The 13,524-nt window shown below is 46.7% G+C and carries 11 protein-coding genes and 1 pseudogene; 7 read left to right on the forward strand and 5 right to left on the reverse strand.

The window, feature by feature from the left end; genetic code table 11:
* Nucleotides 1-74: 74 nt before the first annotated feature.
* Nucleotides 75-2,678, forward strand: coding sequence for a zinc-dependent metalloprotease (locus ABIX36_RS10700; RefSeq protein WP_348082156.1), 2,604 nt, complete (start codon nucleotides 75-77; stop codon nucleotides 2,676-2,678).
* A gap of 103 nt (nucleotides 2,679-2,781) precedes the next feature.
* On the opposite strand, the gene ABIX36_RS10705 is transcribed toward ABIX36_RS10700, so the two are convergent.
* Nucleotides 2,782-3,054 (reverse strand): hypothetical protein, encoded by a 273-nt coding sequence (locus ABIX36_RS10705; protein ID WP_348082157.1) that lies wholly within the window; start codon nucleotides 3,052-3,054, stop codon nucleotides 2,782-2,784.
* 205 nt (nucleotides 3,055-3,259) lie between these two features.
* Between ABIX36_RS10705 and ABIX36_RS10710 the strand changes: the two genes are divergently transcribed.
* On the forward strand, nucleotides 3,260-4,075 hold the full coding sequence (locus ABIX36_RS10710) for a hypothetical protein (RefSeq protein WP_348082158.1): 816 nt from the start codon (nucleotides 3,260-3,262) through the stop codon (nucleotides 4,073-4,075).
* Between the two features lie 215 nt (nucleotides 4,076-4,290).
* Nucleotides 4,291-7,233, forward strand: coding sequence for an outer membrane beta-barrel protein (locus ABIX36_RS10715; protein ID WP_348082159.1), 2,943 nt, complete (start codon nucleotides 4,291-4,293; stop codon nucleotides 7,231-7,233).
* Between the two features lie 75 nt (nucleotides 7,234-7,308).
* Here ABIX36_RS10715 and ABIX36_RS10720 read toward each other — a convergent pair whose 3' ends face one another.
* The 3 genes and pseudogenes from ABIX36_RS10720 to ABIX36_RS10730 form a co-directional block, all read right to left on the reverse strand.
* On the reverse strand, nucleotides 7,309-7,683 hold the full coding sequence (locus tag ABIX36_RS10720) for a response regulator (RefSeq protein ID WP_348082160.1): 375 nt from the start codon (nucleotides 7,681-7,683) through the stop codon (nucleotides 7,309-7,311).
* 106 nt (nucleotides 7,684-7,789) lie between these two features.
* Nucleotides 7,790-8,821: an acyltransferase gene (locus ABIX36_RS10725; protein ID WP_348082161.1), complete on the reverse strand. Its 1,032-nt coding sequence runs from the start codon at nucleotides 8,819-8,821 to the stop codon at nucleotides 7,790-7,792.
* Nucleotides 8,821-9,306: pseudogene (locus tag ABIX36_RS10730) on the reverse strand (ATP-binding protein); the annotation flags it as partial. The gene ABIX36_RS10725 and the pseudogene ABIX36_RS10730, both read right to left, overlap by 1 nt.
* A 5-nt stretch (nucleotides 9,307-9,311) precedes the next feature.
* Between ABIX36_RS10730 and ABIX36_RS10735 the strand changes: the two are divergent.
* From ABIX36_RS10735 to ABIX36_RS10745, 3 genes are all read left to right on the forward strand, one after another.
* Nucleotides 9,312-9,770 carry a helix-turn-helix transcriptional regulator gene (locus ABIX36_RS10735; RefSeq protein WP_348082162.1) on the forward strand — a complete coding sequence of 153 codons (459 nt, stop codon included), beginning with the start codon at nucleotides 9,312-9,314 and terminating at the stop codon, nucleotides 9,768-9,770.
* A 562-nt stretch (nucleotides 9,771-10,332) separates the two neighbouring features.
* On the forward strand, nucleotides 10,333-10,590 hold the full coding sequence (locus ABIX36_RS10740) for a hypothetical protein (RefSeq protein ID WP_348082163.1): 258 nt from the start codon (nucleotides 10,333-10,335) through the stop codon (nucleotides 10,588-10,590).
* Nucleotides 10,571-11,068 carry a hypothetical protein gene (locus ABIX36_RS10745; protein WP_348082164.1) on the forward strand — a complete coding sequence of 166 codons (498 nt, stop codon included), beginning with the start codon at nucleotides 10,571-10,573 and terminating at the stop codon, nucleotides 11,066-11,068. Before ABIX36_RS10740 ends, ABIX36_RS10745 begins: the two co-directional genes overlap by 20 nt.
* Before the next feature lie 83 nt (nucleotides 11,069-11,151).
* Here the strand turns inward: ABIX36_RS10745 and ABIX36_RS10750 are convergent, their stop codons facing one another.
* Nucleotides 11,152-12,165 (reverse strand): ATP-binding protein, encoded by a 1,014-nt coding sequence (locus tag ABIX36_RS10750; protein ID WP_348082165.1) that lies wholly within the window; start codon nucleotides 12,163-12,165, stop codon nucleotides 11,152-11,154.
* A gap of 554 nt (nucleotides 12,166-12,719) precedes the next feature.
* On the opposite strand from ABIX36_RS10750, the gene ABIX36_RS10755 reads away from it, so the two are divergent.
* A partial coding sequence (locus ABIX36_RS10755) for a hypothetical protein (RefSeq protein WP_348082166.1) occupies nucleotides 12,720-13,524 on the forward strand: 805 nt, incomplete at its 3' end.

Raw genomic sequence — 13,524 nt, forward strand, 5'->3', positions numbered from 1 at the left:
ATAGGCATTAGCGATTTTATATAATATTCCATATTTTTAGGCTTTGCTTTTTACTAATTATTTAAAATTTAACCATGAATAAATCTTTACGGGTAGGTGTTCGTCTGCGCGTAGCAATTATCACCCTTGCCATTGCAGCAAGCTCGTGCGCTACAAAAAAGGAAACCGCATCAACAGTAACCCTTAAAACCACCACTACGCCCGGCGGAACAACAGCCGCTACAGCAACTGTAGGCCCGGCAAAGAAAGAAGGGATCAAAAAATTTAGTGACCTGATTGGAAAAGTTAAAGCCGATAGTGGCCTGTTCCCAACATACAAAGTTGAGGGGAAGTATTACTTCGAGATCCCGGATAGCTTGCTAAGCCGCGAAATGCTGGTGGTTACCCGCTTTGTAAAAACACCAACCGGCTTAAAATCTTTTGGCCAGCAATACGGAGGCGAAGAAGTTAACAACCAGGTTTGGAAATGGGAGCGCCACGATAAGCAGGTGTTCATACGCGTGCCAAGCTACTCGGTACGTGCCGATAGCACAAGTGATATGTACCGCTCTGTTAAAAACTCTAACCTTGATGCGGTACTGGCCTCTTTCGATATCAAAGCCTACAATAAAGATACTACCGGCGTATTGGTTGATGTTACCGATATGTATAACGGCGATGTAGCTGCTATCAGCCTGCCCGATAATGTTAAGAAAGCCTACAAAGTTACCGCGATAGATAACACCCGGTCGTATATAGATACTATCAAAAGCTTCCCGATAAATGTGGAGGTGCGTACGCTGAAAACCTTCCGCGCGGCAGAATCACCAACCGATAACACTAATGCTGCTTTAACTTTCGAGCTGAACACGTCGATGATGCTGTTGCCAAAAACGCCCATGAAAGCGCGTTTGATGGATCCACGTGTTGGTTACTTTGGCCAAAGCCAAACAGACTACGGTACCGATGCGCAAAAAGCTGAGGCTACCTCATACATCCACCGTTGGAGGTTGGAGCCTAAAGACGAGGCAGCTTACGGCCGCGGAGAGTTGGTTGAGCCGAAAAAACAAATTGTTTACTACATCGACCCGGCTACACCAAAAAAATGGGTACCATACCTTATAGACGGCATTAACGATTGGAATAAAGCTTTCGAGGCTGCCGGCTTTAAAAACGCCATTGTAGGTAGAGTTGCACCAACCGCAAAAGAAGACCCCGAGTTTAGCACCGAGGATGCCCGTTACAGTGTATTGCGCTACTTTGCATCAGATGTACAGAACGCATACGGCCCGCACATCTCCGACCCACGCAGCGGCGAGATCCTGGAAAGCCACGTAGGCTGGTACCACAACGTAATGAGTTTATTGCGTAACTGGTTCTTTATACAGACTGCGGCAACAAACCCCAATGTGCGCAACCCGCAATTTACTGATGCGCAAATGGGCGAACTGATCCGCTTTGTGTCCTCGCACGAAATTGGCCACACACTGGGCCTCCCTCATAACTTCGGGTCCAGCTATGCCTACAAGGTAGATTCCCTGCGCTCTAAAACCTTCACCGCTACACACGGCACCGCTCCATCTATTATGGATTATGCCCGCTTTAACTACATTGCCCAACCAGGTGACGGCGTAACCCGCTTTTACCCGCAAATTGGCGAGTACGACCTTTGGGCTGTAAAATGGGGTTATAGCTATTTTAACGGGAACAAAACATCTAAGCAGGAAAAAGAAACGCTTGATGCCTGGACAAAAGCAAAAGCCGGTAACCCGCTTTATTATTACGGCCGCCAGGGTACCTCTATTGATCCCCGCCTGCAAAACGAGGATCTGGGAGACAACGCCATGAAGGCAAGTGCTTATGGTATAGCCAACCTGAAAAGAATATTGCCGAATATTGAAAAATGGACCTTCCAGAAAGGCGAAGAGTACGATGATGTGCAAACCCTTTACAACGAAGTTATTGGCCAGTACAACCGCTATATTGGGCATGTTACCATGAATATTGGTGGCATGAACGAGAACTTTAAAACCTACGACCAAACAGGCCCTGTTTATGGCTTTGTAAATAAAAGCCTACAGCACGATGCCGTTGTGTTTTTAAACCAGCAATTATTTAAAACGCCAACCTGGCTGATCAACACATCCGAGCTCAGCAAATTTGATAATGGTGTAGTTATAGGCCGCATTAAAGCAGTACAGGTAAATGCGATGGCAAATGTGTTAAACCCATCGCGCCTGGCCCGCATGTTTGATAACGAAGCGAAAAGCGGAGCACTCGCTTACAGCGTAAGCGAGTTGCTTACTGATTTGCGTGGCGGTGTATTCCCTGCCGGTAAACCAGATCAGTTTCAACGCAATTTACAGCGCGGTTATATCGAAAACTTAAAGATGTTCCTGAATACTGATGCCAGCCAGAGTTTCCCGGGCGCTACCAGCGTACAGTTAGCAAATTTTGGCTTAACACCTATCAACATCGCCTTGTCTGACATCAGGCCAATGGTACGTGCAGAGCTCAGCAAAATTAGCGCAGCCTTGCCAAAAGGTGGAGATGCCTTAACTACGGCACATTATGCAGACCTGCGTTTGCGTATAAAGGAAGCACTGTACCCAACGAAACCCGTTATTAACGTTATTGGCGGTACAGTGGGTGGCCGTTTAGCCGAGCCGGGGCAACAGGAAACAGAAATTAATTACTAATAGAGGTTACTGGCTAAGCCGGTAAAACAACTAAAAAATTAACCCCCTGCTATTTTAGCGGGGGTTTTATTTTTAGTTAAGAATATAAATAACGGAGCAATTATTATTTCAACTGGCTGATATTCTCAAAAAAAGCGGCCTGCAGATCGAGCAGCGACCTTACGCTTATCTTTTCCCCATACATATCAAAACATAGAAACTTCGCCTTAGCCATATCATCCCCTTTCGATTTTTCGAAAAAATTAAAGGTTTCAAAAAAGTAATGATTGGTGGTAACTTTATTCTTAAAGTTAGTTTGTGATGCATTGAGACTGAACCCAATAGCATCCATCCACGTGTGCACTTTAGCGTGGAGCGATTTTCTGATATTATCCATAGGTTAAAGATTTATAATGTTAAACGAAAACGAATAAGCAAAGGTTTTATTCTTTTTGGGTGTCGTTTTTTAACAATCGTTAACAAATTATGGGCAAAATCGCAGCGCGAAATTATTTGGTTTAGTAAGAAATATATTTTCTTTCCACGTTGAGTGAAACTTATTAACACACCGCCCGTACAAAGACAACTCAGCATAACCGAATATGAAACTAACCAATACTTTTTTTGCGATTTCGATAATTTGCTTAACTGCCCTTGGGGCTTGCAAAAAAACAATAACTCCCGGCCCTGCCGGTGCAGATGGCGCTACCGGGGCAACGGGTGCTACCGGCGCTACAGGATCAAGTGGCCCGCAAGGCCCACAGGGTGCAACCGGCGCTAACGGCGCAACGGGGGCAACAGGGCCCGCTGGTGCAACCGGCGCAACGGGGGCTGGCGTTGCCGGCCCAACAGGTGCTACGGGCGCTGCTGGCCCCGCAGGAGCGACCGGCCCAGCAGGAGCAACGGGCGCACAAGGCCCGGCGGGACCAACAGGCGCTACAGGTGCTACCGGCCCAACAGGGGCCACCGGCGCTACAGGCCCGCAAGGGCCGGCCGGGCAGAACGGAGCCGATGGCGCCACAGGCCCAACCGGAGCTACGGGTGCCGACGGCAGTGCCAATGTTTCCAGCATATTACTTACAAACAGATCTGTTGTTTTAACCGGTTTCACACAATTTAATGTGGCTGCAATTACGCAGGATGTTGTTGATAAAGGGTTGGTTTTGATGTTCTTCCGCATAACCGGCAGCAACAGCGGCTTTTTCGCTATGCCTTATGCCGAGGCTGGCCAAACACTGGCGCTTTCTTCGTATGGCGTAGGCTATGTAAGCGTAAAATCAAACTTTACAGCAAGCGGACTCGATTTTAGAGTGGTGATCATCCAGGGCACCTCGCTTACTACATTTGGTGCTGCTCACCCTAATATCAATCTCAGAAACTACAACGAGGTTGCTGGAGCGTTACATTTATCAAATTAATGCCACGCCCTGTATAAATTTTTGTACAGCTTATTCTAACTTCGGCCCCGCAATGCGGGGCTTTTTGTTTTTATATATGTAACAATCCTATTGTTTACCTGCTATAATCTGTAACAATGCTATGATTATTAAATATTTAAATTCCATAAAGTGAACATTTGCATAAAATATGTGTCGTACACATAATAATATCAATGCATGCCTTTAAATACATTATGAAATACCTTTTTTTACTCCTTACTATCCTAAGCCTGTCTGCGCTGCGATCCAACGCGCAGGGTAGCCGCCCGCTAAGCGGCACCATTATCGATTCAACTAAACTAACGCTGCCCGGCAGCAACGTTAAGATATCATCAGAGCAGGGCGATAGCCTGGCGAGCACAACAGATGTAAACGGCAAATTTTTGTTCCCTGCAATAAAAGGCACCAAAATCACCCTGACTATCTCATCAATCGGCTACCAGGGAATTATAAAGCATTATACCTTACCCGCCGATGGTAAAGCTGTCGTGTTGGACCCCATCGTCCTAAAATCGGAAACGAGGCAACTTGGGGTGGTAACCATTGTTGGCGTTAATCCTGTTGTTTTTAAAGAAGATACTGTTCAATACAGTGTTGCGGCCTATAAAGTGCGCGAGAATGCACCTATTGAAGAGGTGCTTAAAAAAATACCGGGGCTTGATGTAGCTAAAGATGGTACTGTTACCGCCCAAGGCAAACAGGTTACCAAGGTGCGTGTAAACGGAAAGGACTTTTTTGGCGGTGATGTTTTAAGCGCAACTAAAAACTTGCCTGCAGATGTTATTGAAAGCGTGCAGATAGTTGATGATTACGGCGATCAGGCCAACCTTACCGGCGTAAAAACCGGCGAACCCAATAAGGTGCTGAACTTTACCATCCGTAAGGATAAAAACTACGGCTATTTTGGGCAGGCAACCGCAGGCGATGGCTCTGACCTTTTGCCAAAAAACCCGGGGGTAACTAATGATAACCGCTACCTTGGCCTTTTAAACTTTTTCAAATTCAAAGGCGACCAGCAGGTATCTGTGTTAGGAAGCATCAACAATACCAATGTAAACACCTTTAGCTTTGGTACGCCCACTGGTGGCGCTGCTGGCGGCGGTGGTTTTGGCGGTGGAGGGGGCGGCGGTGGCCGTGGTAACGCTTTAAGGGGCGGGGCATCCGGTTCAACCGTAAACTCAAACGGTATAACCAACGCGCATTCTATCGGCTTAAACTTCAGGGACCAATGGGGCAAAACCCTATCAGTATATGGTAGCTATAGCTTTAACGATAACACCGTTTTCACAAATTCAACCACATTACAAACCAACGCGTCGGCAAATACCGTTAGCCAAAGCAATAGTTTAAGTAACGAAACCAATAACCCGGTTAACCACCGTTTCAACTTCAACCTGGAGTGGAAACCAGATACCGTAAACTATTTAAAGTTAACACCAACGTTTTCATACTCGGGCAGTGATGTTACCAGTTTCGATAATGTAAATTCTACCAGGGATGGCGTTATTGCGCAATCGTACACGGCAAATTCTATCAGCAATTCTTCGGCACCAAATTATGGCATAACCGGTTTATATAACCACCGTTTTAACAGTCGCGGCCGTAACTTAAGCATCGGGTTTAGTGGATCAACCAATAAAAACAACCAGTACGATAATCCTATTTATGCCTATGCGCCAGGCTCATTGCGTACCTCGCCCGAAAACCAGGTGATCTATACCGATAGCCGCACCAACGCATACGGTGCAAACCTATCATACCAGGAGCCACTGAGTAAACACTCGTTCCTGGAGGGTAATTACGCCTTTAACCATAGTTACACAAGCAGTAATAAAGAAACGGATACTTTATATACGCCCGGCGCGTACCATAATTACGAGCTTTGGAGCAATAATTACAATTACACCTTTACAACCAACCGTTTTGGTTTAAATTATAGGGTAGTGCAGGCAAAGTATAATTTTGTACTTGGTATAGGCGGCCAACCGGCAACACTGGAAGGCTTTAATGTAAAAACAAGCCAGTCGACCAAGGTAACTACCTTTAATGTGATCCCAACAGCACGGTTTGTGTACAATTTCTCACGGAGCCAAAACTTAAGCTTCCAGTACAACGGTACCAGCAACCAGCCGGCGTTTAACCAACTGCAGCCGGTGATAGATTTCTCAAACGCATCGTACCCGGTATTGGGTAACCCTAATTTAAGCCCGGAGTTTAACAACAGCCTGCAATTACGTTATGGTAACTTCAGTTTCCAAACGGGTAACATCTTCTTCGCAAATGTTGGCTATACGCAAACCGACAATAAAATTGTGAACGTTAATATCGTATATCCGCGACGTTTTACAGCTGCAGCCCTGGCTGCCGACCCAACTTTGAAAAACCTGGTAGGTTCTAACCTTATCAAGTATCAAAATGCAAGCGGATATTACCAGGTTAACGGTGGTTTGGTTTACTCCAAGCCATGGTCCGAACGTAAATACACCGTTATTTTTAACACAAACGTTGGTTACACCAACAATATCGGTTTTGCCGGTTCGGTCGATTCAAACAATGTAGCGTCGATCATCGATAAAAACATTGCCAAAACATTTACTTTATCTCCCGGGCTGCGCTTCAGGGTAAATATTACGGATGTGATAGATGCTGAGTTAAACTCCAGCTATTCGATTAACAAAACAGATAACTCTTTAAATACCGCGCTGTTTAACCAAAACACCAACATACGCACCCTTAACCTTGGCGCAAGCGGTAAAAATTATTTCTGGAAGGACTGGACTTTAAGCTACGATTACACTAAAACCTTCAACTACGGTTATTCAGAAGACCTGCAAATTAAAAACCCTAATATTTTAAACGCTTACGTAGAGCGCAGGTTTTTAAAAGACCACAGAGGTACCCTGCGTTTTGCAGCGTATGACTTATTTAACGAGAACACCGGTTTTTCAACCGTAACCACCGGGAGTACCGTTACACAAACTAACGTAAATAAACTGGGCCGTTACTTCCTGGTATCATTTACACTACGTTTGCAAAAATTCTCGGGCAAAGCACCGGCTGCAGACCCGGGCCGCGGCTTTAGAGGAGATGGCGGCGGCAGGCCTCCAGGAGGCGGCAGGCCAGACGGGCTAATGTAATAGCCAGGCATAGCATAAAGCAAAAGGCATCCGTTACAAAACGGATGCCTTTTGCTTTATGCGAAAAAATATGGTTTAGTTGCTTATCAGCACTGTGTTGATCACTCGCTCGAGTTCTTCCAGGTCGAATGGTTTGGCCAGGTACGTTTCCGCGCCGGCATGGTCGGCAAGGAGCTGGATATCGCTGTTGGCAGAGAAATATACCACGGGGATATGTTTTAGCTCGTCATCTTTTTTAAGCGTTTGGGTGGCCACAATACCGCCTGCATCGGGGATCCAGTTATCCATCAAAATAACATTGGGCAGAATACTTGCTACCTTTTCTGCAATATTATTACAATCGGTAAAAGTATGCACTTCCCAACCTTGCTCTTCTAAAATATAGCTACAGATAGACAAGATATCCTCGTCATCGTCGAAAATGATAATTTTTTTAGGCTGTTTATTCATCGGGGTGTAGAGGTGTGAAGCTATAAATAGTTTTTAAAAAAAGCAAATATTTTAATTATAACCAAAACTCGAATAATTCAAAATGAACACCCCTGCGCATATTGCTTTACCCAATTTGTTTATTCAAAACCGCTTTCAGTTTTTTTCCAAGCGGCCGTTCTATATAGACTGTTATAAGCCAGGCAAGTACAATTGCCCCGGGCACCGCAATCAAAAAGACAGCAACACAAAAAGGCATACCGTGTTTTGTCAACACGCCTATTGCCCCCACGAAAACGTAGGAGTGAATAAGGTACAATGCAAACGATATTTTCCCAAGGAAAAGGGCCGGTTTGGATACGATGAACTTCAGCCAGTCATTAATAAATAATGTAAAAAGTAAAAAATAGAATAATAGCATCGCTATATACTGGTACCAGCTAATGTGTTCATGTGCAGGGCCCGCGAACAAAAAGATAGAGCACTGAATAAAAATACAAAACAAAAGAAGGGTGTAGCCTTTAATCCGGCTAATGCTACCCGTGGCGAGTTTGTAAAATGTTATCCCCGAAAAAAACAGGGCGAAATGATTAAAAAGTGGAAAATATTTGGGGTTTATGTGAGGCCAATGCAGTATCAAACATAACCCGTTTAAAATAATAAAAACATTAACAAAGCAGCCAATGACGATAATGTGCTTTAACATCTTTGCCGAATAAAGGATAAGGATAACGATGTAGAAAAGCATTTCCACGATCATTGTCCAGTAGGGTATATCCAAATCCTTAATGCCCAAATAATATTGAAACATGGTGAGGTTAGCCAAATAATCTATTAACCCGGCATGGCTATCATGGGCTGCCCCAAAATGGATAAGCCTGAGTAATACCATCACACCAAAGGTTATGGAAACACAAACCCAATAAGTGGGGTAAAGGCGGCATATTCTGTTGATAACAAACTCGGTGCCCGATGCCACGTTGTTTATACTCATAAAAATAACGAAACCGCTAATGATAAAAAACAGATCGACGCCGGTAACGCCGAGGTTAAACCTCCACCAAACATCCTGCCCCAGCGTAAAATGATACAATACCACAAATATAGCTGCCATGCCGCGCAAGGCATCCAATTCGAGGTAGCGCTTAGGTGGTTGCATTACCCCGCCCAGCCTTCCCTGTCCAAACTGCGGAAATGGATGGCTTCGGCCAAATGCTCCAGCAGAACCTCATCGCTGCCGGCAAGGTCGGCAATGGTGCGAGACACTTTAAGGATCCGGTCATAAGCCCGGGCGGAAAGGCCAAGTTTCTCCATCGCCTTTTTGAGCAGCATTTGCCCTGCCTGGCTAATTTTGCAAATATCGCGTACCATTTGTGGGCTCATCTGTGCGTTGGCGTGCAGGTCTGGCTTGGAACCGAAGCGTTCTATTTGTCTGTCGCGGGCTTTGATCACACGTTCGCGGATGAATTCACTTTTTTCGGCAAGGCGGTCTGATGATAGTTCGGTAAAATTTACCGGCGTAACCTCTACATGCAGATCGATACGATCCAATAGGGGGCCGGAAATTTTGCTGAGGTATTTCTGTACCGTTCCCGGCGGGCAGATACATTCTTTCTCCGGATGGTTGTAATAACCACAAGGACATCCCTGTGAGAAGGCTTGTTTCATACCGCAAAGTACTCAAAAAGCCGAACATTCCGCAATATGCCGCCACTCCGTGCACCCTTGGAGAGCATATCCGAAAGGCGCGCATCGAGCGCGGGCTGTTGCAGAGGGAAATCTCCGCGCTGCTGAAAGTGTCGGAGGACAGCGTGACAGGCTGGGAAAACGGCAGAAGCGAGCCGCAGGTAAAGCACTATCCCCGCATTCTCGAGTTCCTTCGCTATTATCCGTTCGTGCACGAAACCGAGAGCCTCGCGGGGAAGCTCAGGCAAATCAGGTTCTGCCGTGGGCTGAGCGTCAAGCAGTGCGCGAGGCGCCTCGCCGTTTCCGAAGCCGCGGTGCAGAGATGGGAGTGCGACACCGTAATTTCGAACCCAGCGTACCGAAGGCTCATCCATTCGGAATGGACGAAGCTGCCGCCGCAGTTCATGCAACACCCCCTATAGCGGGGTGTTTTTTATTCTCATAAGACGTCGCCAGTTTAGACTTTTTATCGAGCCGTTGGTACAATTAACCCGCGAACGCTTCACGTTCAAACGTGAAATACCGCCCCTATCATTTTAAGCATCAATACTGGTATCGTATGACTGTGAGTTACGACGCGCGACCATTTCCAAACCGGTTACGGGTAACTCGTGAAAATGCGGGCTACACGCAAACGCAAGTTTCAAAGCTTTTGCGATATGCCAACTCGAACGCCCTCTGCCTGTGGGAGAGCGGCAGGGCAATGCCGAACGGCACCAACCTCTTGAAGCTGTGCCTCCTATACTATAAGACGCCGACCGAGCTCTATCCCGAATACGCCGAGCGGATTGAGCAGCGCTTCCTGCGCCGCAACACATCGTACTGACGGGTACGATAGACAAACCGACCACGGCGCAGCACCCGCGGACTTAACGCGCTGTTTCGCCGCGCCCGCATTTTCTTAAAAATCGCCACGAACGTTCGAACGTCCCAAAAAAAAACGAACGAACGAACGTAGCATTTTAACAGCTCATTCAACAGCAAATGGAATTCATAAGAAGCAACATCTACACGTCTAACGAAATCACCTTGGCACACACCCTCGCTGACGCGCTGGACGACCGCAAGTCGCTCGCGTTCTACCTCTCTTGCGCGAAGAAGTACCCCAAAGACTACCTACTCTCGACGCTCACCCACGTGGCAACCCTGCCCGATCATTCGGTAAGGACTACCAGGGCGCGCCTTTTCACCAACATCATTACCAAGTCAGTCTTCAACACCAATGATTACGTTCGGGATTAGCGTCGGCACCTCGCGTACCGGCATCTGCGTCCTGCAAGACGGAGCGCTGATTGAGAAGCGAATCCACGACTACCCCGGCATATGGTCGGACGACAAGCTTCACGCCATCTTGAAGCGCTACGCCCAATACCTGCACCGCTATCCGATCACTGACATCGTTATCAAGATACCTCCCTTGTCCCGGCATACCAACGCCATGCGGCGGCTCATACGGCGCATAGAGGCTCTGGCTAAGGAGCACTACTGCACTTTCGATTTGATAACCAAAACGGAAATCAAGGGCACGCTTACGCTCCGCACTACAGGGGAAATCATCAAGTATGCCAAGATGCTCTATCCCGAGCTTTCTGCTCGGTACCACAAGGGCGCGCGGAGCAACCACGTTTTCGACAAGAAGCTATACGAGGCCGTGCTTGCGGCGCACATATATCAGGAACGGCGAAAGCTGAAAAAACTGCGAAATATCACAACAGAATAGCACTATCAACAGGGCGCTCGCCCTGTTTTTATTTGAATATGATTAATATCGTAACAGCCGGGGCACACAGAATTACTTTGTATCTATTTTGGAGAAATTTTCGACAATTCGATCGTAGTATCCGAAAACATGATATTTTCACTCAAAGAAACGACATCACATTTATCGCCATTAATACCTACTCCTACATCATAGGTTGAAATTTTCGCGGGGGAGTGTTGCCCCCCAAACGACAGAAGCAGCCGAACATTCTTAAACGCGCCGTCCTTCTTGTCGAATATTATTGTAACCTCGTCCGTGTACTGCTGGGGAATCCCGAAGTGCAAGACGCTGGCAAAGCTACTATGCACCAATTCCGTACCGCCTTTTGTGTATGACGCCGGACCGAGGTGGGGAATTATTCCCCTTGACCGTGAGAAGAATCCGCCTACGCATTGCAATCGAAAGGATACGTTCAATTCGTTCTGAAATTCGCTGTTATTCACTATAAATACAGAAACGGGAAGGATTACCTTAGGCAAAAGGTCTCCTGAAATTGACTCGCGGGACTGGCCGAAGCTTAGCAGGCCTCCCAAGTCGGGAAACGACTGCTGTTTCATCAGGGCATCGACCAAATAATGGGGCGCAGGTACCGTTTGTCCATCGAGCCGGATATAATAGCGATAATCGAACTGGTGCGGCTTGCTTTTGCTCTCCTGAATCTCAAAGACATAAACATGCCGCTTCTCGCTCGACAATATTTTAACGGCGACGCCTGTAGGCAAAGGCGTAATTGCTGAACCTATGCGGTTCATGAGACTGTCTTTCCCCTTGCTTTGAGGGGCGGCACAAAGCTCCCCGTAAAACACGTCCTCAGAGTAGCCTTCTATCTTGGATGCTCTTGGCGCACCCCATATCAAAATGCCCCCGTTGGAATTAAGAAAGCTGCTAATGCCTCGAATAATTTTTTGCAAGCTATCGTCAAACGACAATCTGTCGGAATACGATTTGAATTCGATCGTGGCGTTTTCGGTTCTTGGTTCAGCAAAATAAGCCACAATGTCGTCGAAACTCAGCTTGTCGAGAGCCTGGCCAAAGTAGCTGCTTGAAAAATCCATGCAAGGATAGTTAAGGTTTATAATCAATTACAAGATACAGAAAAAAGAATATAAGGCGGCTCCTGTAAGCCATTACTTTCGTAAATCCGACCAATTATCAAGTCAAAATGATATTTTTAATTGCAGGCTCTATAATTCCCCTCATTTTATACATAGTCCCGCAGGTTCAATAAAAGCCATCCGCTGAAGCCACGTAGCGAGTCAAAATTATTTAGAAGGCGCAAATATAGAAACATTTAATAGATTGAAAAACAGGTGTTTTCACCTGTTTTTTTTCTCGAAACAATCAATTAGTTTTATAGCAAACCCTAAGCAATGACCAGCAAATCTAAAACACTTGTTTTTTAATACCAGAAACGTGTTAGCACTAACCCGTCAGTCCGATTATGAAGTCTTTTAAAGCTGCAGGGAGCGATTATATTATTTGACGCTATTTCTTAAAAAAATATCATCGGATGTTGATATTAAATATTCCAATAATTCATTACATTGCCATATAATATTTGAATGGCCGAACGCGGCTGTTCTGTCCTGAACCTTTACACAATTTATAGATGAATAAGAAGCACTTTCTCCTGTGTTTTATCTGCGCGCTGGTGTTGAATGCCAAACTTTTTGCGCAAAGTCCGGCCGATGTAAACCTGCTGACCGGCGGATTGAATGTAAACCTTCCTATTTATACGGTTGCCAAGGGTCAGGTAGCTATACCGGTGAACTTATCGTACAGCACCAACGGGATCAAGCCCAAGGAGGTGGAAGGCTCGGCGGGCATGAGCTGGAACGTTAGGGCTGGAGGGCAGATCAGCCGCGCCGTGCGCGGACTGCCGGATGACGTAACAAAGGACAATTCCTCGCTCGCCCGTGTCGGCTGGATGAACATCGCGCATTACAGCGGAGTATCGGGCTTTACCATTGCGAACACCAGCAACGTCTGTGCCGACGAAACCTCCGATATCAACTATATCAACTCAAACATTGTCACTTATAACAACGAGGATACCGAGCCGGACATCTTTTACGTGAACGCGCCGGGGCTTTCCTGCCAGCTGGTTTATGACCGGGTCAACACGCAGTTCCGCGTGATCAACTACCAGGACCTGAAGCTGACCTATACCACCATCGGCGGCTCGGGGAATAACGCCAGCCTGATCGCTTCCTTTGTCATCACCAACGACCATGGCATCAAGTACACTTTCGCCGCACCCGACAGCGTCGCCGAAAAAACGGTCACCAGCGGCACGCCCGCGTATTTTGGCCGCAGGCACCTGCTGTACCAGAACGGGATCAGCTACTACAGCGGGTGGAACCTGACCGGCATCACCGATCCGAACGGCAACGGCGTTGGGCTAAGCTATAACG

It is taken from the genome of Mucilaginibacter sp. (genome assembly GCF_039925265.1).
Lineage (GTDB): Bacteria > Bacteroidota > Bacteroidia > Sphingobacteriales > Sphingobacteriaceae > Mucilaginibacter.

Bases quoted from the DNA above. Each gene is read 5' to 3' on its own strand.
- ABIX36_RS10725 (WP_348082161.1), bottom strand. From the start codon at position 8,821: ATGCAACCACCTAAGCGCTACCTCGAATTGGATGCCTTGCGCGGCATG.
- ABIX36_RS10715 (WP_348082159.1), top strand. From the start codon at position 4,291: ATGAAATACCTTTTTTTACTCCTTACTATCCTAAGCCTGTCTGCGCTG.
- ABIX36_RS10740 (WP_348082163.1), top strand. From the start codon at position 10,333: ATGGAATTCATAAGAAGCAACATCTACACGTCTAACGAAATCACCTTG.
- ABIX36_RS10720 (WP_348082160.1), bottom strand. From the start codon at position 7,683: ATGAATAAACAGCCTAAAAAAATTATCATTTTCGACGATGACGAGGAT.
- ABIX36_RS10705 (WP_348082157.1), bottom strand. From the start codon at position 3,054: ATGGATAATATCAGAAAATCGCTCCACGCTAAAGTGCACACGTGGATG.
- ABIX36_RS10710 (WP_348082158.1), top strand. From the start codon at position 3,260: ATGAAACTAACCAATACTTTTTTTGCGATTTCGATAATTTGCTTAACT.
- ABIX36_RS10750 (WP_348082165.1), bottom strand. From the start codon at position 12,165: ATGGATTTTTCAAGCAGCTACTTTGGCCAGGCTCTCGACAAGCTGAGT.
- ABIX36_RS10700 (WP_348082156.1), top strand. From the start codon at position 75: ATGAATAAATCTTTACGGGTAGGTGTTCGTCTGCGCGTAGCAATTATC.
- ABIX36_RS10745 (WP_348082164.1), top strand. From the start codon at position 10,571: ATGATTACGTTCGGGATTAGCGTCGGCACCTCGCGTACCGGCATCTGC.